Annotated in this window: 20 protein-coding genes and 1 pseudogene; 5 read left to right on the top strand and 16 right to left on the bottom strand. The window is 61.4% G+C overall.

All coding sequences use genetic code 11. The features are described 5' to 3' along the window. Positions 1–145: 145 nt before the first annotated feature. Together K3819_RS13145 and K3819_RS13140 are read right to left on the bottom strand one after the other, a co-directional pair. Positions 146–487, bottom strand: a complete 342-nt coding sequence (locus K3819_RS13145; RefSeq protein ID WP_221399493.1) for a hypothetical protein — start codon at positions 485–487, stop codon at positions 146–148. Between the two features lie 86 nt (positions 488–573). After that, complete coding sequence (locus K3819_RS13140; RefSeq protein ID WP_221399492.1) at positions 574–1,221, bottom strand: ATPase; 648 nt, start codon at positions 1,219–1,221, stop codon at positions 574–576. A 163-nt stretch (positions 1,222–1,384) separates the two neighbouring features. On the opposite strand from K3819_RS13140, the gene K3819_RS13135 reads away from it, so the two are divergent. From K3819_RS13135 to K3819_RS13120, 4 genes are all read left to right on the top strand, one after another. After that, positions 1,385–1,630, top strand: a complete 246-nt coding sequence (locus tag K3819_RS13135) for a hypothetical protein (RefSeq protein ID WP_039773074.1) — start codon at positions 1,385–1,387, stop codon at positions 1,628–1,630. 51 nt (positions 1,631–1,681) lie between these two features. Then, positions 1,682–2,713, top strand: coding sequence for an NAD(P)-dependent alcohol dehydrogenase (locus K3819_RS13130; RefSeq protein ID WP_221399491.1), 1,032 nt, complete (start codon positions 1,682–1,684; stop codon positions 2,711–2,713). Between the two features lie 147 nt (positions 2,714–2,860). Beyond that, complete coding sequence (locus K3819_RS13125; RefSeq protein ID WP_170928274.1) at positions 2,861–3,022, top strand: hypothetical protein; 162 nt, start codon at positions 2,861–2,863, stop codon at positions 3,020–3,022. A 53-nt stretch (positions 3,023–3,075) separates the two neighbouring features. After that, positions 3,076–3,666 (top strand): helix-turn-helix domain-containing protein, encoded by a 591-nt coding sequence (locus K3819_RS13120; protein ID WP_221399687.1) that lies wholly within the window; start codon positions 3,076–3,078, stop codon positions 3,664–3,666. A gap of 69 nt (positions 3,667–3,735) precedes the next feature. On the opposite strand, the gene K3819_RS29450 is transcribed toward K3819_RS13120, so the two are convergent. Further along, on the bottom strand, positions 3,736–4,245 hold the full coding sequence (locus tag K3819_RS29450) for a hypothetical protein (protein WP_074690788.1): 510 nt from the start codon (positions 4,243–4,245) through the stop codon (positions 3,736–3,738). A 390-nt stretch (positions 4,246–4,635) separates the two neighbouring features. Between K3819_RS29450 and K3819_RS13110 the strand changes: the two genes are divergently transcribed. Next, entirely contained in the window at positions 4,636–5,097 is a 462-nt protein-coding gene (locus tag K3819_RS13110; protein ID WP_064595798.1) for a DUF3574 domain-containing protein, read from the top strand. On the opposite strand, the gene K3819_RS13105 is transcribed toward K3819_RS13110, so the two are convergent. The 13 genes and pseudogenes from K3819_RS13105 to K3819_RS13050 form a co-directional block, all read right to left on the bottom strand. Continuing rightward, complete coding sequence (locus K3819_RS13105) at positions 5,073–6,458, bottom strand: APC family permease (protein ID WP_221399490.1); 1,386 nt, start codon at positions 6,456–6,458, stop codon at positions 5,073–5,075. The two genes, K3819_RS13110 and K3819_RS13105, sit on opposite strands and share 25 nt — an antisense overlap. Before the next feature lie 42 nt (positions 6,459–6,500). Continuing rightward, the gene (locus K3819_RS13100; protein ID WP_221399489.1) at positions 6,501–8,888 is read right to left on the bottom strand and encodes a TonB-dependent siderophore receptor; all 2,388 of its coding nucleotides are present in this window, start codon (positions 8,886–8,888) and stop codon (positions 6,501–6,503) included. 387 nt (positions 8,889–9,275) lie between these two features. After that, positions 9,276–9,941 carry a sulfite oxidase-like oxidoreductase gene (locus tag K3819_RS13095; RefSeq protein ID WP_085611873.1) on the bottom strand — a complete coding sequence of 222 codons (666 nt, stop codon included), beginning with the start codon at positions 9,939–9,941 and terminating at the stop codon, positions 9,276–9,278. Between the two features lie 9 nt (positions 9,942–9,950). After that, positions 9,951–11,006, bottom strand: a complete 1,056-nt coding sequence (locus tag K3819_RS13090) for a substrate-binding domain-containing protein (RefSeq protein ID WP_221399488.1) — start codon at positions 11,004–11,006, stop codon at positions 9,951–9,953. A 31-nt stretch (positions 11,007–11,037) separates the two neighbouring features. Next, positions 11,038–12,063 carry an ABC transporter permease gene (locus K3819_RS13085; protein ID WP_221399487.1) on the bottom strand — a complete coding sequence of 342 codons (1,026 nt, stop codon included), beginning with the start codon at positions 12,061–12,063 and terminating at the stop codon, positions 11,038–11,040. Then, entirely contained in the window at positions 12,056–13,612 is a 1,557-nt protein-coding gene (locus K3819_RS13080; protein WP_221399486.1) for a sugar ABC transporter ATP-binding protein, read from the bottom strand. Before K3819_RS13080 ends, K3819_RS13085 begins: the two co-directional genes overlap by 8 nt. An 8-nt stretch (positions 13,613–13,620) precedes the next feature. Then, the gene (locus tag K3819_RS13075; protein WP_074690781.1) at positions 13,621–14,292 is read right to left on the bottom strand and encodes a methionine ABC transporter permease; all 672 of its coding nucleotides are present in this window, start codon (positions 14,290–14,292) and stop codon (positions 13,621–13,623) included. Further along, positions 14,289–15,089: a methionine ABC transporter ATP-binding protein gene (locus K3819_RS13070; protein WP_221399485.1), complete on the bottom strand. Its 801-nt coding sequence runs from the start codon at positions 15,087–15,089 to the stop codon at positions 14,289–14,291. Before K3819_RS13070 ends, K3819_RS13075 begins: the two co-directional genes overlap by 4 nt. Next, positions 15,086–15,895, bottom strand: coding sequence for a MetQ/NlpA family ABC transporter substrate-binding protein (locus tag K3819_RS13065; protein ID WP_221399686.1), 810 nt, complete (start codon positions 15,893–15,895; stop codon positions 15,086–15,088). The genes K3819_RS13070 and K3819_RS13065 overlap by 4 nt, the downstream gene beginning before the upstream one ends. A gap of 42 nt (positions 15,896–15,937) precedes the next feature. Beyond that, positions 15,938–16,990 carry an isopenicillin N synthase family oxygenase gene (locus tag K3819_RS13060; RefSeq protein WP_221399484.1) on the bottom strand — a complete coding sequence of 351 codons (1,053 nt, stop codon included), beginning with the start codon at positions 16,988–16,990 and terminating at the stop codon, positions 15,938–15,940. A gap of 182 nt (positions 16,991–17,172) precedes the next feature. Continuing rightward, positions 17,173–17,283: pseudogene (locus K3819_RS29445) on the bottom strand (PAAR domain-containing protein); the annotation flags it as partial. 129 nt (positions 17,284–17,412) lie between these two features. Continuing rightward, positions 17,413–17,784 (bottom strand): fe2+ zn2+ uptake regulation protein, encoded by a 372-nt coding sequence (locus K3819_RS13055; protein ID WP_074690768.1) that lies wholly within the window; start codon positions 17,782–17,784, stop codon positions 17,413–17,415. 89 nt (positions 17,785–17,873) lie between these two features. After that, on the bottom strand, positions 17,874–20,078 hold the full coding sequence (locus tag K3819_RS13050; protein WP_221399483.1) for a TonB-dependent siderophore receptor: 2,205 nt from the start codon (positions 20,076–20,078) through the stop codon (positions 17,874–17,876). Positions 20,079–20,122 lie beyond the last annotated feature (44 nt).

Here is a 20,122-nt window from a genome sequence, read left to right as displayed (position 1 = left end):
TCTCCAGAAAACCTTGTCCGCTATCCAGCGTAGCGCCGACTGCACCAAACGCCGGGCAAAAAAAGCCCCGCAAGATGCGGGGCAAAGGAATTGGTTGGTTGCGGCCAACCAAAGGAGCATCGTCAAAAGCGTTAACCGTCAGGCGTTACAGGCACTCCTGGGCAGCCCGTTCAAAACTCGACGGCATGAAACTCGACGCCAGCAAGTGGCGCTCATACAAAAAGACCTTGCCGCCGTCCTGCGCCTTGTAGGCTTCCAGCACGTTGTCCGCTGCGACTTTGCTTGGCACCACGATCCGGTAGCTGCGCTGGGTCTGCGACACGGTCGGCTTCAGCGCGCTGCCCTGCAGTTTCGGCACCACGCATTCGGCGTATTGGGCGGGCGTCTTGTGCGTCTGCAGGGTCAGCGTCGGATCGTTCGGCGCGGAGGCGCAAGCGGTCAGCAACAAAGTGGCAGACGCCATGGCAGGGATAAAAAAGGCACGCATGGATAAAATCCTGAAAATAAAAGGTTCGGTTCTTCGGCAACGTTCAGTGTCACGGGCACTGCCGTTGCCGTTTTTGCTTTAGGTGTTCAGCCCGCTCTCACCAGCGCCTTGAGCGAGTCATCAAACTGCTTCAAGGCACTCAATTGCAGATCGCGTTGCTGTTCGATCCCGGCAGCGATTTCGGGCGCCGCCTTGTTGTGTACCCACACCGACGGCAGTTGCTTCTCCACCGCGCCCTCGGCCTTGCCGATGTATTGCAGGTTGGCGTCGTAGAAGCGTGCGGCGAACCGCGCTTCGACCTGGCTGTTGCGTTGGGTCAGCAGACGGTTGTGGGTGTCGAGCATCACCACCACGTCCGGATGGGCCTGTACCAGCGCATCAAGGTTTTCGTAGACGGTCACCGAGAGAAACTGTTGTTGCAGCGAACTCATCAGCCAGTCGATGGCCAGTTCCGGGTCGGAGCTGTCGACGAAGGCGTCACGGATCCGCGCATCGAGCGCATCCTTGGCACCGTTCACCGCCACATCGTGGTAACGCTCGAGGTATTGCAGGTTGTCCAGAGTGTTTTCGCTGTACAGCACACCGACGGTTTGCGAGTGCTGCAGCGCGGCGCTGCTGGCGGCGACGGGCAGAAAATGGCACGACTTGGCGTCGTCTGCGTAAGCCGGGGCTACGGTAGCGGCCACCCCGCCCATCAGCAGGGCGACTACAGCCAGTCGGTTCAAAGTCTTCATCGCGCAATTCCTTCAGCGGCGTGTTCGATGGAGGCGATTTTCCGCCCATCGGCGCCAAAGCAGAACTTGCGTTTCTTGATGGTCACTATTACTTGAACCGATAGTTGCGCGGCGTGCAGACTGCGGCACACTCAATCACAACGAAAACAGATGAGGATTACCCGTGCGAACCTTTGATCTGATCCGCGATGCCGTCGTGCCCGAATTCCGCGACCGCGTGGCGGAATACCTTGTCGAATACGAAACGGTCCTGGGCCAGAACGTTGCCGATTCCGAATCAGTGCGGGCCGTCGCCTATCAGCTGCGCGGCTATTTACGCGGCCTGAACACCACGCGCGTTTTGGGCATGGCAGATTGGGAAGAACTGGATCGACGCGTGCTTAACACCTGGCTAGCGCCCGCTCGATGACACGCTAGACTCTTCAGGCTGCGCCCGCAGCGCCAGACCTGGAGGTGTCCCATGAGCAATAACACCGAATCCACGACATTCACCGGCTGGGCCGCCACCTCGGCCGGCGCGCCGCTGGAGCGCTTCAGTTACGACCCCGGCCCGCTGGGAGATGAAGAAGTCGAAGTCGCCGTGGAGTACTGCGGCGTCTGTCACTCCGACCAGTCGCTGATCGACAACGACTGGGGCATCAGCCAATACCCGTTCATTCCCGGCCATGAAGTGGTCGGCCGCATCGTGCGTACAGGCCCGCAGGTACGTGGTCTGGAAGTCGGCCAGCGCGTGGGGATCGGCTGGTACAAGGGCAGCTGCATGCATTGCTCGTCCTGTATCAGCGGTTCGCATCACCTTTGCGCCACCGCCAGACCGACGATCATCGGCAGCCATGGCGGATTCGCCGATCGGCTGCGCACCCACTGGGCGTGGGCGCTGAAACTTCCGGACAACCTCGACCCGGCCCTCGCCGGCCCGCTGTTCTGCGCCGGCTCCACGGTCTTCAATCCGCTGGTGGAATTCGACATCAAGCCGACCGACCGGGTCGGCGTGGTGGGCATCGGCGGCCTCGGTCACCTGGCGCTGCGGTTTCTCAATGCCTGGGGTTGCGACGTCACCGCCTTCACCTCTTCCCTGAGCAAACAGGATGAAGCCAAGCGCCTCGGCGCCCACAAGGTCGTCGCCTCCACAGACAGCGAAGCACTGAAAGCGATTGCCGGCACCCTCGACTTTCTGCTGATCACCGCCAACGCCAACCTGGACTGGACGGCCATGCTCGCCACCCTGCGCGGCAAGGGCCGGTTGCACTTCGTGGGCATCGTGCCCGACGCGATTCCGGTGCACGTGTTCAACCTGATCCCTCAACAGAAATCCCTGTCAGCCTCACCCGTAGGCTCGCCCGCCACGGCGGCAACCATGCTGGAGTTCTGCGCGCGGCATCAGATCCTGCCGCAGGTCGAGGAATTTCCGATGAGCAAAGTCAATGAAGCCGTCGACCACCTGCGCAGCGGCAAGGCGCGGTACCGGATTGTGTTGAACGCCAGCAAATGAAGGATTTGGCGCGCCGAGTGCCATCGGCGCGCCAATCATTTCATATAGAACCCAATTGAATTAACAAATAAACAATCAGTATTTATCGTTATAAAAATCTCGGCGTACTCTCACCTCATCCCGTCATTGAACACAGTGAAGTGCGCCATGAAACCGACCGACAACCTGATCGACTTCGCCGTCTACCGCAAACGCCGTCACGCCCAGCAACAGGCCCGGCTGATGTGGGAAATGTATGCGCGCAATGCCGGTTATCAGGCTTGGCAGTGGGTGCAGGCCGCTCGTTCCAGCGAGACGCGTCAAGCGTGAACGCGCGTGAACCCTCGCGCTTTCTGGCGAGCGCCGATGAACCTGTGCTGGACCTGAACAATCTCGAATCCCTGGAAGAAGACCCGATCTGTGAACGCGTCGCGCAGAACCTGCAACGTCTGCGCGGCAAGCGGCATCTGTCGCTCGACGCCCTAGCCCGCCAGAGCGGCGTGAGCCGGGCGATGCTGGCGCAAATCGAGTCCGGACGCAGCGTGCCGTCGATCAAGGTGCTGTGCAAAATCGCCAAGGGTTTGAAGGTGTCGGTGGCGGCGTTTCTCGAACATCGCGCGTTTGAAGGCGTAGCCGTGTTGTCGGCGAGCCAGAGCAAGCGGCTGGTCAGCGCCAGCGGTGCCTTTGTCAGCCGTGCGCTGTTTCCCTTTGATGTGGCGCGCCAGTCGGAATTCTATGAACTGCGCCTGAGCCCGCTGGGCGAGGATCAATCCGAAGGCCATGGCCCGGGCGTGCAGGAAAACCTGGTGGTGGCTCAGGGCGTGCTGGAGATCAGCGTCAACGACGAGCGCTATCTGCTGTCGACGGGCGACTCGATTCTGTTTTACGCCGACCAGCCCCACCGCTATCGCAACCCCGCCGACAGTGAAGCGGTGGCGTACCTGGTGGTGACCTACCCCGAACGCCTGGACTGAAAAACAGACAGACATGAAAAAGCCCGACCGGGAATTTCCCGGTCGGGCTTTTTCATGCGCTGGCGAAAATCAGCAGGTGCAGCACATCATCGGCATGCCGTTGCAGCTCATCATCATTGGCATGCTGCAGTCGTTCATCATCTTCATCATCAGGGCGCAGCAGTTTTTCATCATGTCCATGTTCATGCCCGGCATCGGCATGATTTTGCACATCATGCAGTCGGCCATCATGGTGCATTCCATCACGCACTTCATCGATGGCATCGGCATGCCCATCATCGGCATCGGCATCATCATGTTCATCATCGGCATGGCCATGGCCGCCGGGGACATGCACATCATGCTCATGTTGCCGCAATGCATCATCATCGGCATGCCGCAGTCCATCATCATCTGCATCATTTGCGCGCTGTTCTTGAACATGGCCATGTCCATGCCAGCGGCCGGCATCATCTTGCACATCATGCCGTCGTCCATCATGTCGCAGCTCATGGTCGCCATCATCATCGGCATGCCCGTCATCGGCATCATCGGCATGTTGGCGTTCATCGGCATTTGCATCTGCATGGCGTTCATCATGGTGTAGCTCCCTGAGGATTAAGAACTGGATGAGAAGTTGATGGAGCGGATTCTAAGGATTGGAAAATCCGCAACAAGCTGTCCATCGAGCAGCAAAAACTGCTGTTCAAACGCTTCAAGTGCAGCGTTCCGTGCGACTTGAACCGTTGCAGCAGCAGAGTAGACGCCATGACAGATCCGGCAAATGCGGGAGCAGGTTTTTGAATGTCATGGATATGCGATTCAACACCAAGCAAATAACTTAAAGAAATAATCGTTCTAACCAGCGGGCATTATTTTCACTTTTTTTGCTTATTCCATTAGTTCAACGTTGATCCACTTTTTAATCTTTTATTGCTATTAACCGTCCCCCCTATAATTCGGGACAGTTCTTAACAATAAGGAAGTTCCATGCCGCAACGTTTAGTACTGGCAGCACTGTTCCTGGCGGTCGCCGGGTGTGCCAGCCCTCCTCCGGTTTCCGTGCATACCAAGGATCCCGTCAGTTCGACCCTGCAAGGCGATGCCACGCGACCGGCGCAGGCGCAGTGGGTGCGCACCGAGTTGTACTTCTCGGTGGGGCCGCTGGAAGGCAAGAAAGGTGTGGTGAGCCCGGCGCGCTGGCGCGAGTTTCTCGATCAGGAAGTGACGACGCGGTTCCCGGACGGGTTCAGCGTGTTCGATGCGTATGGGCAGTGGAAGGACCACGACGCGAAAGTGCCCGAGCGGCTGGCGACCAAGGTGATTGTGATCCTGCACGAGAGCAGCGCGAAACGTGAGAGTGACATTGAGGCGATTCGTTTGGCTTACAAGCGGATTACCGGGGATTTGTCGGTGCTACGGTTATCTCAGCCGGCGGCGGTGTCCTTCTGATCCGAGGCCTTTTGCAGAGCCTGCCGAGGTGTCGACACCAGGTGGCTCAACCCGGCCAGCAACAACGCGCCAACCACCAACACCCCGATCCCCAGAAACGCCCCCAACCCCACCACTGTCACGCTGGAATACAGCATGTAAACGCACAAGCCAAAAAACAGCAGCGGCAAAACCGGATAAAACGGCACCCTGACCGGCCGGGGGATCTCGGGGAAACGCCGCCGCAGAATGATCAACGCCAGGCTGCTCAAGCTCAAAAACAACCAGTACACCGGCGTCAGGTAATCAACCATGGTGTTGAAACCGCTCTGGGTAAAACTGCCAAACAACACCAGCAACAACGCGACCGCCCCCTCGGCCAGCAACGCCTTGCGCGGTACGCCGTCGCGTTCGTCCCATTCACCGAAGCGGCGCAGTTGCGGCACATCGCGGGCGGCGGCGTAGGTGGTGCGGGCGCCGACCAGCAAGGTCGAGTTGATGGTGGCGATGGCCGCGATGCCGACCATCAGCAGGATCAGCAAAACACCGGGGGCACCGAAAGCGCGGTTCAACAGTTCCACCGCCGGCGCGTTGCTCGCCGCCAGGCCTTCGAATCCCAGCCCTTGGACGAACGCCCAGTTCAGCGCCAGATAGATCGCCATCAGCACTGTCAGCGCACCGAGCATGGCGATGAAGATCCCGCGTCGACCGTCGCGCACTTCGGCGGACAATGTCGCGGCATCGCTCCAGCCGCCGAAGGCCAGAAACACAAAGATCATCGCCGCTGAAAATCCCGCCGCGCCAGTGTGTTCGGGCACGACCGGATCGCTGGGCAGCGCGGGTTCGATCCCTTGCCACGCCAGCCAGACCCCGGCGCTGGCAATGCTCAGGAACCCGAGAGCAAGCAGCCCGACCAACACCGTCTGAGTCATGAAACCAACGTGCTTGCCCGTCAGATTCAACAGCACCAACGCGGCAATGATCGCACCGGCAAACAGCCCCGACCCGTAATGTCCCAACGGCACGACCGCATTGAAGTAGTCGGCAAACATGAACGCCGACAATGCGATCCACCCGGTGTGCATCACCGAGAATCGCGACCAGGCAAACAGGAACCCCATGCGCTCGCCGTAAGCGGTGCGCAGGAAATGATAGTCACCGCCCGGATGCGGGAACGCGGTGGCCATCTCGGCAAAGCACAAGGCCCCGGCCATCGACGCCAATCCGCCGAGCACCCAGACCCAATAGAAATGTTCCGGCCCGACGTTCAAGGCAACGGTCGGTGCGGTTTTGAGAATGTCGGTGGTGATGACCATGCCCAGCGTGATCAGCAACGCCTGAAACACCGGCAGATGCCGCTTGGGGCCATTGGTTTGAGTCATGAAGGTTCCCGCTGATGATCCGCCATCCATGGCGGAAAAGACTCAGAAGCCGTAAGTGGCGGTGGCGTAGTAATAAGCGCCGTTGGTGCCGATCGGCGAGAGCACGTCGTACGGCAGGTTGCCGCCGTAGTTGATGGCCGAGCCGGAGCGTTCCGGGTAGTTGTCGGTCAGGTTGTTGCCACCCAGGGCGATGCTGAATTTCGGGGTGAATTTGTAGGTCACCTCGGCGTCCAGTTGCCACACCGCGCCGTAGGTTTGCTCAGGCTGCGAGTCGCCGAAATCGAACACCCGAGTGGTCTCGCCCTGACGGGTCAGACGCCCGAGCAGGCCCCAGTGTTCGCTGGTCCAGTTGGCGGAAAACACGAAGCGATCCTTGGGTGCGGCGTCGGTCAAGGTGTTGCGTTCCTCGACGCCGACCAGCGCGTCATTGCCGATCCCCAGGGCGGTCAGCTGCGACGGCGTGCCCTTGGTGCTGGTGACCTTGGTGTGGTTGTAGGTGTACGCGGTGGTCAGCCCCAGTTGCCCGTCGTAGAACGGCTGATGGTAGTTGAGCACCAGTTCGGCGCCGTCAGTGCGGGTGTCGGCGGCATTGGTGAAGAAGTTGACGTCGTGCACGCCCGGCACGCCGAAGTTATCGTTGATGTAGCTTTCCAGTGCGTCGCTGCCGATTCGCTGCGACAGGGTGATCCGGTCCTTGACGTCGATGCGGAACACGTCCAGCGACGCATCGAAGCGTTCGTTCAACTGGAACGTCAAGCCGAGGCTGAAGTTCTTCGAGGTTTCCGGATCGAGTTTTTCCGCACCCAGGGCACGGGCAATCGGGTCGTTGACCGACAGCACGCGGATGTCGGTGAGCGTGCCGCCGTCGCCGAAGTTGCTGGTGGTGTTCTGGAAACCGCTCTGGGCCAGCGACGGCGCGCGGAAGTTGTTCGACACCGCACCGCGCAACGCCCATTGATCGGTCAACTTGTAGCGACCGCTGAGCTTGCCGGTGAGTTTGCTGCCGGCGTCGTCGTAATGTTCCCAACGCGTGGCGGCGTCGACGAAGAAACGCTCGGTGAGATCACCGGACAATTCGGCGTAGGTGCCGAACACGTTGCGATCCAGATCCGACTCTTCACTCGGACGCAGGCCGTTGGCGCCATCGGCCCCGGAGCCAATCCAGGAGGCCTCGTCCCCGGCGAAGGTCAGGTAGTTTTCGTAGCGATATTCGCCGCCCACCGCCAGCACGAACGAGCGGCCGCCGAGGCGCAATTCGCGGCTGAAATCCAGGTTGGTGGTGGTCTGACGCAACTCGTAGTCGCCAGTGTCGAAACGGGTCGGCGAGTCCGCGCCGAGGCTGACGTTAAGGGTGCGACGGGTCGCCGACTCGAAGCGGTTGCGGCCGTGGGTGACGCTGCTGTCGAAATCCCAGTCGTCGCCGATCAGGCCTTTGTAGCCGGCGGTGGCGGAGATGTCGGTATTGTCGCCCAGCGATTGCGGCAAGTAGCCGTTGGGGTAGAACTGCGGCTGCTCGGACGGGTAGCGATAGAACTCGGCGCCGGTGGTGTGGCGTTCGTTGTAGGTGCCGAAGCTGTAGGCCTTGCCGCCAGCCAACGGCAATTCACCGTTGAACCAGGCGTTGACGTCCCGCGCCACACCGTCGCCCATCACGTAGTTGCGCTGGCCCGGGGTGTCGGCAAAACCGTCGTAGCCGGCGCGGTTGGTCGGATTGCGATCCTTGTACTCGGTGCCGCCGCGAATGAAACCGCCCTCCTCGCCCAGCCGCGTACCGATCTTGGCGGTGGTCACGCTGTTCTGGCCGTCGGTGGTGGTTTTGCCGATGGCGTCCTGGTGGGTGTGGTAGGCGCCGTAGCTGGTGGAGACTTCGCCGCCTTCGGGGGCGTCGTCGAGGATGATGTTGATCACCCCGGCAATCGCGTCCGAGCCGTATTGCGCGCCGGCGCCGTCACGCAGCACTTCAATGCGTTTGATCGCGCTGATCGGAATCGAGTTGAAGTCCACCGGCGCCGTGCCGCGCCCGATTTTCGACGAGTCGTTGACCACTGCCGAGGTGTGACGGCGCTTGCCGTTGACCAGCACCAGCACCTGATCCGGGCTCATCCCACGCAGCTGCGCGGCACGCACGTGGTCGGCGCCGCCGGAGTTGGACTGGCGCGGAAAACTGAACGACGGCAACAGCGTCTGCAACGCCTGGCCCAGCTCGCCGCCACTGGCGCCGGCGGTCTTCAGGTCCTCGGCGGTCAACACATCCACCGGCACCGGCGAATCCAGCACCGTGCGTGCGGTGCCCCGGGTGCCGGTGACCAGCACGGTACCCAACCGTGTGTCATCGTCGACGCGCGCGGAAGTCTCTTCAGCTTGCGCAGGAAGTTGCCAGATTGCACTGACAACAGCGATGGCGAGTAATGAACGCGAACGGTGAATCATGCGACAGCTCCTTGAATCGCAGTTAATAACCGGCCGCTGCCGAATCATGAAGTGTCGGCAATCAGTGCACGGCAATTTCTGCTGTAGTTTTGATATTCAGAAAGGCAGCCAAGTGTGTTGAGCAACTATCGGCTGTTAGAGCGCTAGAATCCCAAAGTTAGTAGAACCCCCTGATTACCGATGCTAGACGAGCGGTCGCCTGCCGCAAAAGAACCAATAACGCTTAGGTTATGCCCGACGAACGGAGTGTTGCCTGAGCAACACTTGTGTTTGCGCAACAACATTAATACTCAACTAACCAACAACTAATCACGCACAAAAACACACTCCACGTTGTTGTAGAGAGCATTATTAATCTGTGTTTTTTCGGTGCGAAGTTAGATGCCGTCAGTCAAAGTCCTTTTCCCGCCAGGCATCTTCGGCAATGTCCAGCGCATCGCCGCTGAAACGCTGTTCAATGAACGGATCGGCGTGCAAGTGAAAGCCGTTGCGCTCCCAGAAGCCAGGTTGTTCCTGATCGGTGAATTCGAGCCCGCGCAGCCATTTCGCGCTTTTCCAGAAGTACCGCCCCGCCACCACCAGCCGCAGCGGCCAGCCATGTTGGGCGGTCAGCGGCTGACCGTCGTAATGGGTGGCCAGCAGGCTGTGCGGGTGCAGCAGGTCATCGAGACGAAGGTTGGTCTGGTAATCGTGATCGGCGTGGGCCATGACAAAGGATGACGTCGGCCGGATGTCCAAGGCCTGCAACAGGTCTTGCAGGTGCACGCCGCTCCAGCGGGTGTCGAACTTCGACCAGCGTGTCACGCAATGAATGTCGCATTGCAACGAGCGTTGTGGCAGCGCTTGCAGATCGGCGTAGGTCAGCTCGACCGGGTTGGCCAAAGTGCCGAACAGTCGTAGCGACCACGTCGCCAGGTCATACGCCGGCACCTCGCCTTCGTGCAGGATCGGGAAACGCTCCGTGAGCACCTGCCCCGGCGGCAGCCGTTCGCCCAGCGCCACATCGGCTTTCGGCGAACGGCTCTTGCGCAGGCGCGCAGCCTTGTCGTGCATGTCGGTTCCTCAGTTCGCCACGGGAATCCACGGTGCCCGCGCGACATTGGCGGTGTCACCGAAGGCCGGCAGTTTTTGCCCGAGGTCGCGCACGTTTTTCACGTCCAGATCCAGCAGTTGCTGACGGGTAATGAGAGTCGGCGGCACCAGCACCTTGTGCCCCGGATTTTCCCCGGCAATCAGCATCGCCAGACTGCGCACGCTGATCGCCCCGGCCACTTGCGGATTGACCGCAGCGGTGGCGGCCCAGGCGCTGTCCGGTTCTTTCATGATCTGGATGTCCGCGGTAGAAATGTCGGCGCTGTAGATCTTCACCTTGCGGCTCAGACCGGCCTCATCGACGGCGATCTTCGCGCCTTTGGCAAACTCGTCGAACGGCGCAAAAATCACGCTGATCCCCGGATTGGCCCGCAGCACGGCGCTGGCCTGATCGGCCACCGAGTTGGCAATCGGCGGATTGAGCGTGCCGAAGCGCGCCTTCTCGATGATCCCCGGATTGCTCGCCTTGACCTGGCTCCAGATCTCGTCGCGGCGCTCCATCGGCGTGAAGCCGCTGATGTAGACATACCCGGCGTCGAAGCGGGTGCCGTTGTCCTTGAGCGCTTGATCGAGTGCCAGCCGCGCCAGTGCGTGGTGATCCTGCTCGACCTGAGTCACTTGCGACGTGTTCAGGTCGACGTCGAATGCGACGACCTTGATGCCTTTGGCCAGCGCCCGCTCAATCGGCCCTTTGAGGGTTTCCGCCAGCCCCAGTTGCACGATGATCCCGTCGACACCGAGATCGGCGGCCTGATCGATCATCTCGCCCTGGCTCGCCGCCTGTTGCCGCGCGTCGAACACCCGCAGGTTGGCGCCCAGCGCTTCGGTCTGTTTCTCCACCCCGCGCAGATAGGCTTCAGGGAAATCCCCGGAGAACAGATAGCCCACCAGCGCGATCTGTACCTGACCTTTATCGAACGGCGCCGGCGCACCGGGCAAGGCCTTGGCCTGGGCATTGAAGGCCAGCGCCGAGAGCAGCGCCCCGGCGAGGCAATGACGTGCGAACTGTTTGATTGAACCGTGCATGGATCTTTCCTTGAAGCATCAATGAACCGGCTCAGCGCGCCCGATGCGCGAGGCCGAAGGTGAACATCAGGGCCAGCACCAGCACCAGTCCCTTGACGAAATCCTGCGCGTAATACGGCGCGTTGAGCATGGTCAGGCCGTTGAGCAACGAGGCCACCAGCAGCGCGCCGACCAGCGTGCCGAACGCGTTGGGCTTCTTCGCCCCGAGCACGGCAAAACCGATCAGCGCAGCACCCAGCGCATCGAGCACCAGACCATTGCCGGAGCTGACATCGCCGCGCCCCAATCGCGCCGCCAGCAGCAAGCCGCCCAGCGATGCGAGCAGCGCCGAAAGCACATAAGCCAGCAACTTGAAGCGCTGCACCGGCGCACCGGCCAGACGCGCCGCCTGCTCGTTGCCGCCAATCGCATAGAACAACCGGCCGATGCGCGTGCGTTCGAGAAACAGCCATACCGCCACCGCGACCACCGCCGTGATCAACACCGGAATCGGCACGATGTCCCACAGCCGTCCACGGCCCAGCGCCAGAAACAACGCACTGAACGATCCTTCGGCTTCGTCGCCATTGGGCAGGGTCATGCCCACCGCAATCGAGCGGCCGCCCGTAGGAATCAGTTGCACGCCGATCACCAGGAACATGCTGCCGAGCGTGGCGAGAATGTCCGGCACGCGCATCTTCACGATCAGCCAGCCGTTGAGCAGCCCGACCAGCGCACCACCCGCGAGGCTGATCAACACCGCCGGCACCGCGCCCCAGCCGAGTACCACCATCACGTAACTGGCGATCATCAGGCTCATGGCCGCCACCGCGCCGATCGACAGATCCAGCCCGCCGACAGCCATGGTCAGCGTCACGCCCAGCGCCAGCAGCGCGACAATCGACACCGACTGCAAGATGCTGAACAGATTGCCGACCCGCAGAAACGCCGGTTCCGCCACACTGAAAAACACCACGATCAACGCCAGCACCCACAGCAGGCCATAGCGGATCAGCGCTTGCACGAAGCGCTCGGACGGCGCCGGGGCGGATGACAACAGGGAACTCGAATCAGGCACTCGCTCTACTCCTTGGCGCGGCGTGAACAATAGAATTTTGCGGATCGCTGCCGGCCAGCGCGGCGACCAGGGTGGCGCGATCCAGCCCGGCACGCGGGTACTCGGCCACCACCGCGTGATCGCGCACCAGCAGAATCCGGTCGGCGATCTCCAGCGCTTCATCGACGTCCGAGCAGATCACCAGCGTGGCGCGGCCAGCGGCGCTGTCGCGCAGCAGTTGGCCGATCTCGCGCCGGGCACGCACATCGACGCCCTGAAACGGGCCGTCGAGGATCAGCACCCGGCCCTCGCCAAGCAGCCAGCGACCGAGCACGACTTTCTGCTGATTGCCGCCGGACAACGCGCTCATCGGCACATCAATGCCGGCGGTCTTGATTCCCAGCGCGGCGACTTGCGCCTCCACCGCCGCCGCTTCGGCACGGTTGCGGATGAAACCGCCACGGGTGAAGCGTTCGAGGAACGGCAAGGTCAGGGTTCGACGCAATGAAAAATCCGCCACCAGCGATTGGCTCGCGCGATCCTCGGCGGCGAAGAACACGCCATTCTGGATTGCCTGGCGGGGCGAGCCCGGTTGCCACTCGATGCCGTCCAGTTGCAGAGAGCCGGACAACGTTTTGCGCAGCCCGAACAGCACTTCGGCGATCTCGCTTTTGCCGGCGCCGAGCAATCCGGTCAGCACCACCACTTCGTTTTCGTGCAGGGTCAGATCAAAAGTCTGGGTACGCGGCAAGATTTTCACGTCGTGCAGTTTCAGCACTTCACGGCCCACCGCTCGCGGTGTGTAGACGTGGGTTTCCAGCGCCTGACCAAGCATCGCTTCCAGTGCCTCTGGCAATTGCCGGGCACTGAACTCACCGGCCAGTTGCCCGTCGCGCAATACCACGGCGCGGTCAGCCACTCGTTGCAGATCGGACAGGCGATGGGAGATGTACAGAATCGCCACACCACGGCTGCGCAAGGTGTCGATCAGCCCGAACAGGCGCTGCGCTTCGGCATCCGACAGGGCCGCCGTGGGCTCGTCGAGAATCAGCAGGCGCGGTTGCAGGGCGAAGGCGCGGGCCAGCACCACCAATTGCCGCTCGGCCTGGCCGAGGTGTTCGATCGGCTGCTCCAGCGGCAGCACCAGCCCGAGGCCGGCGGCGATGCTCGCAGCGCGCTCCAGCAGGCGTCTGCGATTGAGCCAGAAGTCGGCGTCAGGGCGGCACAGTTCATCGAGCAGCAGGTTTTCCGCCACGCTCAAACCGGGTGCGATGCCTTCGTTGATCTGCTGATGAACCGCGACGATGCCGAAACGACGCGCCGACAACGGCGAACTGAAATGCCGGGGCTGACCATCGATCCAGATCTCGCCGCCGTCGTGGGTCTGGCTGCCGGCGAGGATCTTCACCAGCGTCGATTTGCCCGCACCGTTGGCGCCGAGCAACGCCACCACTTCGGCGGGAAAAATATCCAGGCTGACCCGGTCCAGCGCCCGGTTCGAGCCAAAGGTCTTGCTCAGTTCACGTACACGAATCAGTGGCTCGGAGACCACGGCGACAGGCGCACCCATAAAATTCCTTAACGTCGATGAGCCAGCGAACGCACCAGTCGATCGCCCAGGCTTTGCACACCCTGGACGAGGATGACCAACACCACGACGGTGGCGACCATCACTTCATTGTTGAATCGTTGATAGCCGTAGCGGATCGCCAGATCGCCCAGTCCACCGCCCCCGATCACCCCGGCCATGGAAGAAAAACCGATCAGCATCACCAGCGTCAGGGTGATGCCCGCCAGCAAGGCCGGCAGCGCTTCGGGCAACAGCACTTTGAAAATCACGTGGCGGATGTCACCGCCCATGGCGAGGATCGCTTCGATCCGGCCCTTTTCGACCTCGTCGAGGGCGTTCTCGACGATCCGCGCAAAAAACGGAAAGGCGCCGATGGTGATCGGCACCACGGCGGCAGTGCTGCCCAACGTGGTGCCGACCACAAGGCGGGTCAGCGGGATCAGGGCAATCAGCATCACCACGAACGGCAGCGAACGACCGAGGTTGATCACCGCGCCCAAGGCCTGATTGAGCCTCGGCAACGGGTACAGACCCTGACGACGGCTGATGAACAGCAACACCCCCAGCGGCAAACCGATCAGCAAGGTGAACAGCCCGGCGAGTAGCACCATGTACAGGGTTTCGCCGGTAGCGTTGAGCACCAGTTGCAGGATTTCATTCCAGTCGATCACGCGGTTCATGAGTGGGCCGCCCGTACGCCGTATTGCCGCAGAAAACTCAAACCGGGCGCGTCATGCCCCAGCGGCAAGCCGCAACTGGGCCGCAGTGAGGCACCGAGTGAGGACTGTGGATCGGCCAGCAATCGAGCGACTGGCCCCGCCTCCACCAGTTTTCCGTTGGCCATGGACGCGGCGTGATCGCAGATCGACTTGACCACGTCCAGCTCGTGGGTGATCAGGACGATGGTCAAACCTAGCTGGCGGTTGATGTCGCGCAACAACTCCAGAATCGATGCGGTGGTTTCCGGGTCGAGGGCGCTGGTGGCTTCGTCCGACAGCAGATACGCCGGTCGTGCCGCCAGGGCCCGCGCAATGCCCACCCGCTGCTTCTGCCCGCCGGACAGTTGCGATGGAAAGGCTTCGGCCTTGTCGCCCAGGCCCACCAGATCCAGCAGCTCGCGAACCCGTTCATGGCGCTGTGGCTTGGCGACTTTGGCGATTTCCAGCGGCACCGCGACGTTGTCGAACACGTTGCGCGAATGCAGCAGGTTGAAGCCCTGAAAGATCATGCCGATGCGCTGACGCTGGCGGCGCAACTCACGGTCGGACAGCGCCGTGAGGTCTTCGCCGTCCAGCAGAATCCGCCCGGCATCCGGGCGTTCGAGCAGATTGAGGCAACGCAGCAGCGTCGATTTGCCCGCGCCGCTGCGTCCGAGAATCCCGTAGATCGCCCCATCGGGAATGCTCAGCGACACCTGATCCAGCGCCGGGCTCGACGCTGACGGGTAGGTCTTGCTCAACTGCTCGACGACGATCATGGCTTGGCATCCGCCACCGGAATCACCGAGCCCTTGAAGTTCTCGGCGATGTATTTGGCGACTTGCGGCGAGGTCAGGTCCTTGGCCAATTGCTGGATGCGCGGATCGTTTTCCAGTTTCGGCGTGGTCACCAGAATGTTGGCGTAAGGGTTGTGCTCGGCCTTCTCCAGCCCCAGCGCATCCCTGGCCGGCACCAGCCCGGCTTCCAGCGCGTAGTTGCCGTTGATTACTGCCAGGTCCACGTCATCCAGCGCACGAGGCAATTGCGGCGATTCGATTTCGAGGATCCTCAGCTGTTTCAGGTTTTCGGCGATGTCCTTGGGCGTTGCCTGATCGGCCGCCGGGTCATTGAAACCAGGCTTGAGCTTGATCAGGCCGTTGTCCTGCAACAGGTACAGCGCGCGGCTCAGGTTGGTGACATTGTTCGGCACCGCGACCGTGCCTTTGTCCGGCACTTGGGCGAAGGTTTTGTGGCGATGGGAGTAAATCCCCAACGGCTCGATGTGCACCGTGGCGGCCACCGCGAGCTTTTCGCCGAGGGCCTTTTCCTGGGATTGCAGGTACGGCAAATGCTGGAAGTAGTTGGCGTCCACATCGCCGTGCACCAGCAGTTCGTTGGAGTTCACGCCCTGCGGGATTTCGATCACCTTAAGGTTGAGCTGCGGATCGAGTTTCTGGATGTACGCCAGGATCTGCGCGTGGGGCACCGGGTCGGCTGCAACCCGCAATGGCTCCAGCGCTTGAACGCCAAACGAAGTCACCAGCGCGCCGAGGACGGCCAGGGTCAGGCCTGCTTTTTTCAACACTGCTGTTTTCAACATGGGAAAAATCCTTTTGCGAGTGATGGATCAGGCGTTGGCGGTCTTGCGCAACGGTGTCGGAGTATTCGCGGCATCGGCGTAGAAGCGCTGCGCGACATCGGGATGGGAGCGCAGTCGACCCTTCAGATAATTCCAGCCGACATCGCGGAACAGCGGATTGAGCGGATCACTCGCCGGGCCGCGCGCCTCACGCAACAGCGCCGTCGGCAAGGGATACAGCGGCACCACTGCATCCAGTTGCGCACCGAGGAAAAACGCGATGGACAAGCGCTCGCTGCCCACCGGCGGCGACACCACACGATGCACCGTGGCGCGCAGATAACCGTTGGTGGCCAGCTCCAGCAATTCGCCGATGTTCACCACCAAGGTGTTGTCCCGAGGCAGCGCATCGATCCAGCGCCCCTCTTCGATTTCCACTTGCAGGCCGGCCTGTTGGTCTTGCAGCAGGAAGCTGAGAAATCCCGAATCCTTGTGCGCGCCGACGCCCTGATTGCTCGCCGTCGAGGCTTGCCCCGGATAGCGCATCAGCTTGATGTGTTCGTTGGGTTTGTCGCCGTACAACCGGTCAAAAGCGTCTTCCGGCAAGGACAGCGCCTGAGCGAATGCGCGCAGCAGGCGCAGCGACATTTGGGTCATCGCCTGCTGCCAGTCGAACAACAGCGGCTTGAGTTGCGGCAACGCCTCGGGCCATTGATTCGGCCCTTGCAGCCGCGCCCACAACGGACTGTCGGCGTTCAACGGCAAGACCTCACGCTCGGCGCCCAGATCGAATTGCTCACGCTGATCGGGCTGGCCACGGGTGATCTCGGAAGCGGCGCGGTTGTAGCCACGAAAGTGCGGCGAATTGATCATGCCGACAGCGGTTTTCTCGCTGTCAGGCAAGGCGAAGAACTGGCGCGCGTGGTCCTGCACTTGCTCGAGCAGGCCGGCGTCGATGCCATGACCGGTCAGGTAGAAAAAACCCACATCGCGGGCGGCATGACGCAAGTCATCAAGAAATGCCTGGCGTTGCGACGGCGTACCGTCGAACAGGGACAGGTCGAGGATGGGTAATGCGGTGATGTCTGAGGTGTGCGGCATGATTCACTCCCGTGTGAATCAAACCTGAAGAGTCCGTGATCGATTCAGCGTGTGCCGTCATGGCAATCGGGGGTCTGTCGGTTTGATGCTTTTGGTTCGTCTATGAAACAAAACTAAACGATATTAAAAACACCGAACAAATATCTTTTTTGCATTAGCTTAGGTCTGTCTGACTACGGGACTCAGCTGACCACCACGCCTTTCGGGCCGCTGGCGATAAGCGCCGCCCCACACGCAGTTTTCATCCCACCCAGCGCAATGGGCGTGCCATCGACGGTATAGGTGCTGCTGCCCCGGTGCGGAAATGAAGAAGTGAATATGAGCCGGGCGCTGGCCGTGTTTGCGCGAATCAGAATTGACGGCCCCCAACGAAAAAACCACCTGCGAACAGGTGGTTTGATTTGGCCGGCACACCCGATCACTCAGCGATCGGCATGCTGCTCCAGCATCGCATAGGCCTCGCCGGTGAAACGGTAGCTTTTGTCGGGCTGAAACACGATGACGCCCTCCTCGCACAAACGCTTGAGCACTTCCCTGACGCTGATGAACTGAATGCCGCTGACAAATGCCTGCAGATACCCATGCACCCCGCGCCCGCCAACGGCGCGTCCTTCCCGTGTGGCAACCAGCAAGGCATCGATCACCTTGATCCGGATCAGGCTGGTGCGCAGCCCGTAATAATGCAGCAGCTCACGGATATGCTCGTTGGTGCTGCGCTCGAAATCGAAGGCTCGCTGGACTTTCGGGATCGGCAATGGCGTACCAGAGGAAGTCGATGCCGGGCTGGTTAACATTCGAATACTCCTTTCCTTGAAGGCTCTATGATCAACCGCTGTGCGTAGCTCTATATAGAAGAAGGCGCACCCGACAGTGCGCCCCCGGATCAGAAGTCGACGGTCGCCGACAACTGCAACGTGCGTGGGTAGCCCGGGGAGAACGCGCCATAGGACGCCACACCCGACCAATACTCGCGATCAAACACGTTCTGCACCGTGGCGCGGAATGTCGTTGGCCGACCCTCGATCTTGGTGGCGTAGCGAGCGCCGGCGTCGATGCGGGTCCAGGAAGGCAGTTCCTGGGTGTTGGCCTGATTGACATATTGGCTGTCGGTGTAGATCGCGCCGCCGGTCAGGGTGAAACCTTCGACCCACGGTGTGTCCCACTCGGCCCAGAGGTTGGCCTGGACATCCGGCACGCCCACCGGTTTGTTGCCACGGTTGGCGGCGGTGGCCGAATCCGTCAGTTCGCCATCGAGCAAGGTCACGCCGCCCATCAGGCGGGTGCCCGGCGCGACTTCACCGAACATGCTCAGCTCGACACCACGGTTACGTTGTTCGGCTTGCACCGAGAACACGTTGCCGGCGCCGATTTCGCCGCTCGGCTTCTCGATCTGGAACAGCGCCAGGGTGGTCATGAACGTGCCGTGTTCGTACTTCACGCCGATTTCGTGCTGCCTGGACTTGTAGGGTGCGAAGGTTTCGCCGGAGTTTGCTGCAGTGCCCGGAGCGATATCACCTTTGCTCAGGCCTTCGACGTAGTTGTAGTACAGCGAAACGTCTTCCCACGGTTTGACCACCACGCCTGCCAACGGCGTCGTCGCGTTGTCGTCGTAACGGGAGCTGACCGCACCCGAAGCGTTGTAGTTACGCGATTCGATGTCCTGACGGCGCACGCCGAGGGTCAACTGGATCCGGTCATCGAGAAAGCCCAGGGTGTCGGTCAACGCGATGCCGGACAGTTCCGATTCGGAAACGCGCAGCACTTTCGGCGAGTTGATGTACTGCTTCGGCACGTCCACCGGGTGGTAGATGTTCGAGCGGATCTCTGTGCCGTTGTTGATGCCACGGGACAACTCGTCCTGATAACGGGTCGCCATGATCGTGGTCGTGTGGGTGATCGGGCCGGTGGCGAACAGCGCACGCATGCCCACGTCGGCCGTCGAACGGTCGACGTTGAATTTGTAGTAGCCGGGGATGTTGCTGGTGTCGCCGGCGTCGTTGAGGATTCGCGGCACCTGGTCGGACATGCGCTTGACGTCGGAGCGGCCACCGCCGGCGTGGGCGAATACCGTCAGATTATCGTTGAGGTCGTACTCGCCGCCGAGCAAGGCCGACTGCTCCTTGGTGTCCGACCAGCCCCAGTCCTGCGGCAGGTTGGTGCGGCCGTTGGGCGCCGATGGAATCTCGACGCCCGGTGCGATGGTGAACGGGCGCGACGCCGCCTCGAAGCTCTCTTTCTGGCTGATGAAATCCAGGTTCAGACGCAAGCGCTCGCCCTGGTAGTCGAGGGCGATGGCACCGATGTTGAGGTCCCTCTCCTGATCATCCACCGCAGTGTCGCCGCCCTGGAGGCCGCCATTGAAACGTACGCCGAACTGGTTTTCGTCACCGAAACGCCGACTGATGTCCAGGTGCCCGCCCACTTGCGAGTCCGACGCGTAACTGCCGGTGAAGCGGGTCAGGTCTTCGGCCAGCGGCCGTTTGGGTACGATGTTGATCACGCCGCCAACGCCACTGTTGGGCGAAATCCCGTACATCAGCGCGCCCGGACCCTTGAGCACTTCGACGCGCTCGGCGTATTCGGTGAACACGCGATAGTTGGGCGCAACGCCGTACACACCGTCATAGGCCAGCTCGCCGAGGTTGCCCTCGCCTATCGCAAATCCCCGGATGAAAAACGAATCGACGATCCCACCGGTCTGCCCGGTCGAGCGCACCGATGGGTCGCGCTCCAGTGCATCAGCCACGGTGACCGTTTGCAGATCCGCGAGGGTTTTGGCGGTGTAGCTGGTCACGCTGAACGGCGTGTCCATCACGTCTTTGTTGCCCATCATCCCCAGCCTTGCGCCTCGGGCGACCTGCCCGCCGGCGAGGACTTCCGGCAATGCGGTTGCGCCGTTGTAACGGGCGTTGACGTTGGTGGTGTCCAGCGTCAGCCCTTCCGTGGCGGCGGCGTCCTGTTGCTCGGGTTGCTTGGGGTCTGCTGCCCAGGCAGTGGCGCTTCCTGCGGCCAGGATAGAACTCAGCATCGCGGTGCGAATGGCCAGTGTGAGGGCGCGTTCACTGCAGGGTCGGCGTGCAACAGACATGACGATTGGGTCCTTCTCGAATGGCTGAAAATGGTAGTGACTCC

Source organism: Pseudomonas sp. 3-2, assembly GCF_019710535.1.
Classification (GTDB): Bacteria; Pseudomonadota; Gammaproteobacteria; order Pseudomonadales; family Pseudomonadaceae; genus Aquipseudomonas; species Aquipseudomonas pharyngis.
Note: the sequence above shows the minus strand (reverse complement) of the source record. Positions and strands in the feature narration are given on the sequence as shown.

What these genes read in the sequence shown, in the direction of transcription:
- K3819_RS13145 (WP_221399493.1), bottom strand. Translation starts at nt 487, where the DNA reads ATGCGTGCCTTTTTTATCCCTGCCATGGCGTCTGCCACTTTGTTGCTG.
- K3819_RS13075 (WP_074690781.1), bottom strand. Translation starts at nt 14,292, where the DNA reads ATGAACCGCGTGATCGACTGGAATGAAATCCTGCAACTGGTGCTCAAC.
- K3819_RS13140 (WP_221399492.1), bottom strand. Translation starts at nt 1,221, where the DNA reads ATGAAGACTTTGAACCGACTGGCTGTAGTCGCCCTGCTGATGGGCGGG.
- K3819_RS13050 (WP_221399483.1), bottom strand. Translation starts at nt 20,078, where the DNA reads ATGTCTGTTGCACGCCGACCCTGCAGTGAACGCGCCCTCACACTGGCC.
- K3819_RS13080 (WP_221399486.1), bottom strand. Translation starts at nt 13,612, where the DNA reads ATGGGTGCGCCTGTCGCCGTGGTCTCCGAGCCACTGATTCGTGTACGT.
- K3819_RS13105 (WP_221399490.1), bottom strand. Translation starts at nt 6,458, where the DNA reads ATGACTCAAACCAATGGCCCCAAGCGGCATCTGCCGGTGTTTCAGGCG.
- K3819_RS29450 (WP_074690788.1), bottom strand. Translation starts at nt 4,245, where the DNA reads ATGATGAACGCCATGCAGATGCAAATGCCGATGAACGCCAACATGCCG.
- K3819_RS13070 (WP_221399485.1), bottom strand. Translation starts at nt 15,089, where the DNA reads ATGATCGTCGTCGAGCAGTTGAGCAAGACCTACCCGTCAGCGTCGAGC.
- K3819_RS13090 (WP_221399488.1), bottom strand. Translation starts at nt 11,006, where the DNA reads ATGCACGGTTCAATCAAACAGTTCGCACGTCATTGCCTCGCCGGGGCG.
- K3819_RS13055 (WP_074690768.1), bottom strand. Translation starts at nt 17,784, where the DNA reads ATGTTAACCAGCCCGGCATCGACTTCCTCTGGTACGCCATTGCCGATC.
- K3819_RS13060 (WP_221399484.1), bottom strand. Translation starts at nt 16,990, where the DNA reads ATGCCGCACACCTCAGACATCACCGCATTACCCATCCTCGACCTGTCC.
- K3819_RS13130 (WP_221399491.1), top strand. Translation starts at nt 1,682, where the DNA reads ATGAGCAATAACACCGAATCCACGACATTCACCGGCTGGGCCGCCACC.
- K3819_RS13125 (WP_170928274.1), top strand. Translation starts at nt 2,861, where the DNA reads ATGAAACCGACCGACAACCTGATCGACTTCGCCGTCTACCGCAAACGC.
- K3819_RS13095 (WP_085611873.1), bottom strand. Translation starts at nt 9,941, where the DNA reads ATGCACGACAAGGCTGCGCGCCTGCGCAAGAGCCGTTCGCCGAAAGCC.
- K3819_RS13110 (WP_064595798.1), top strand. Translation starts at nt 4,636, where the DNA reads ATGCCGCAACGTTTAGTACTGGCAGCACTGTTCCTGGCGGTCGCCGGG.
- K3819_RS13100 (WP_221399489.1), bottom strand. Translation starts at nt 8,888, where the DNA reads ATGATTCACCGTTCGCGTTCATTACTCGCCATCGCTGTTGTCAGTGCA.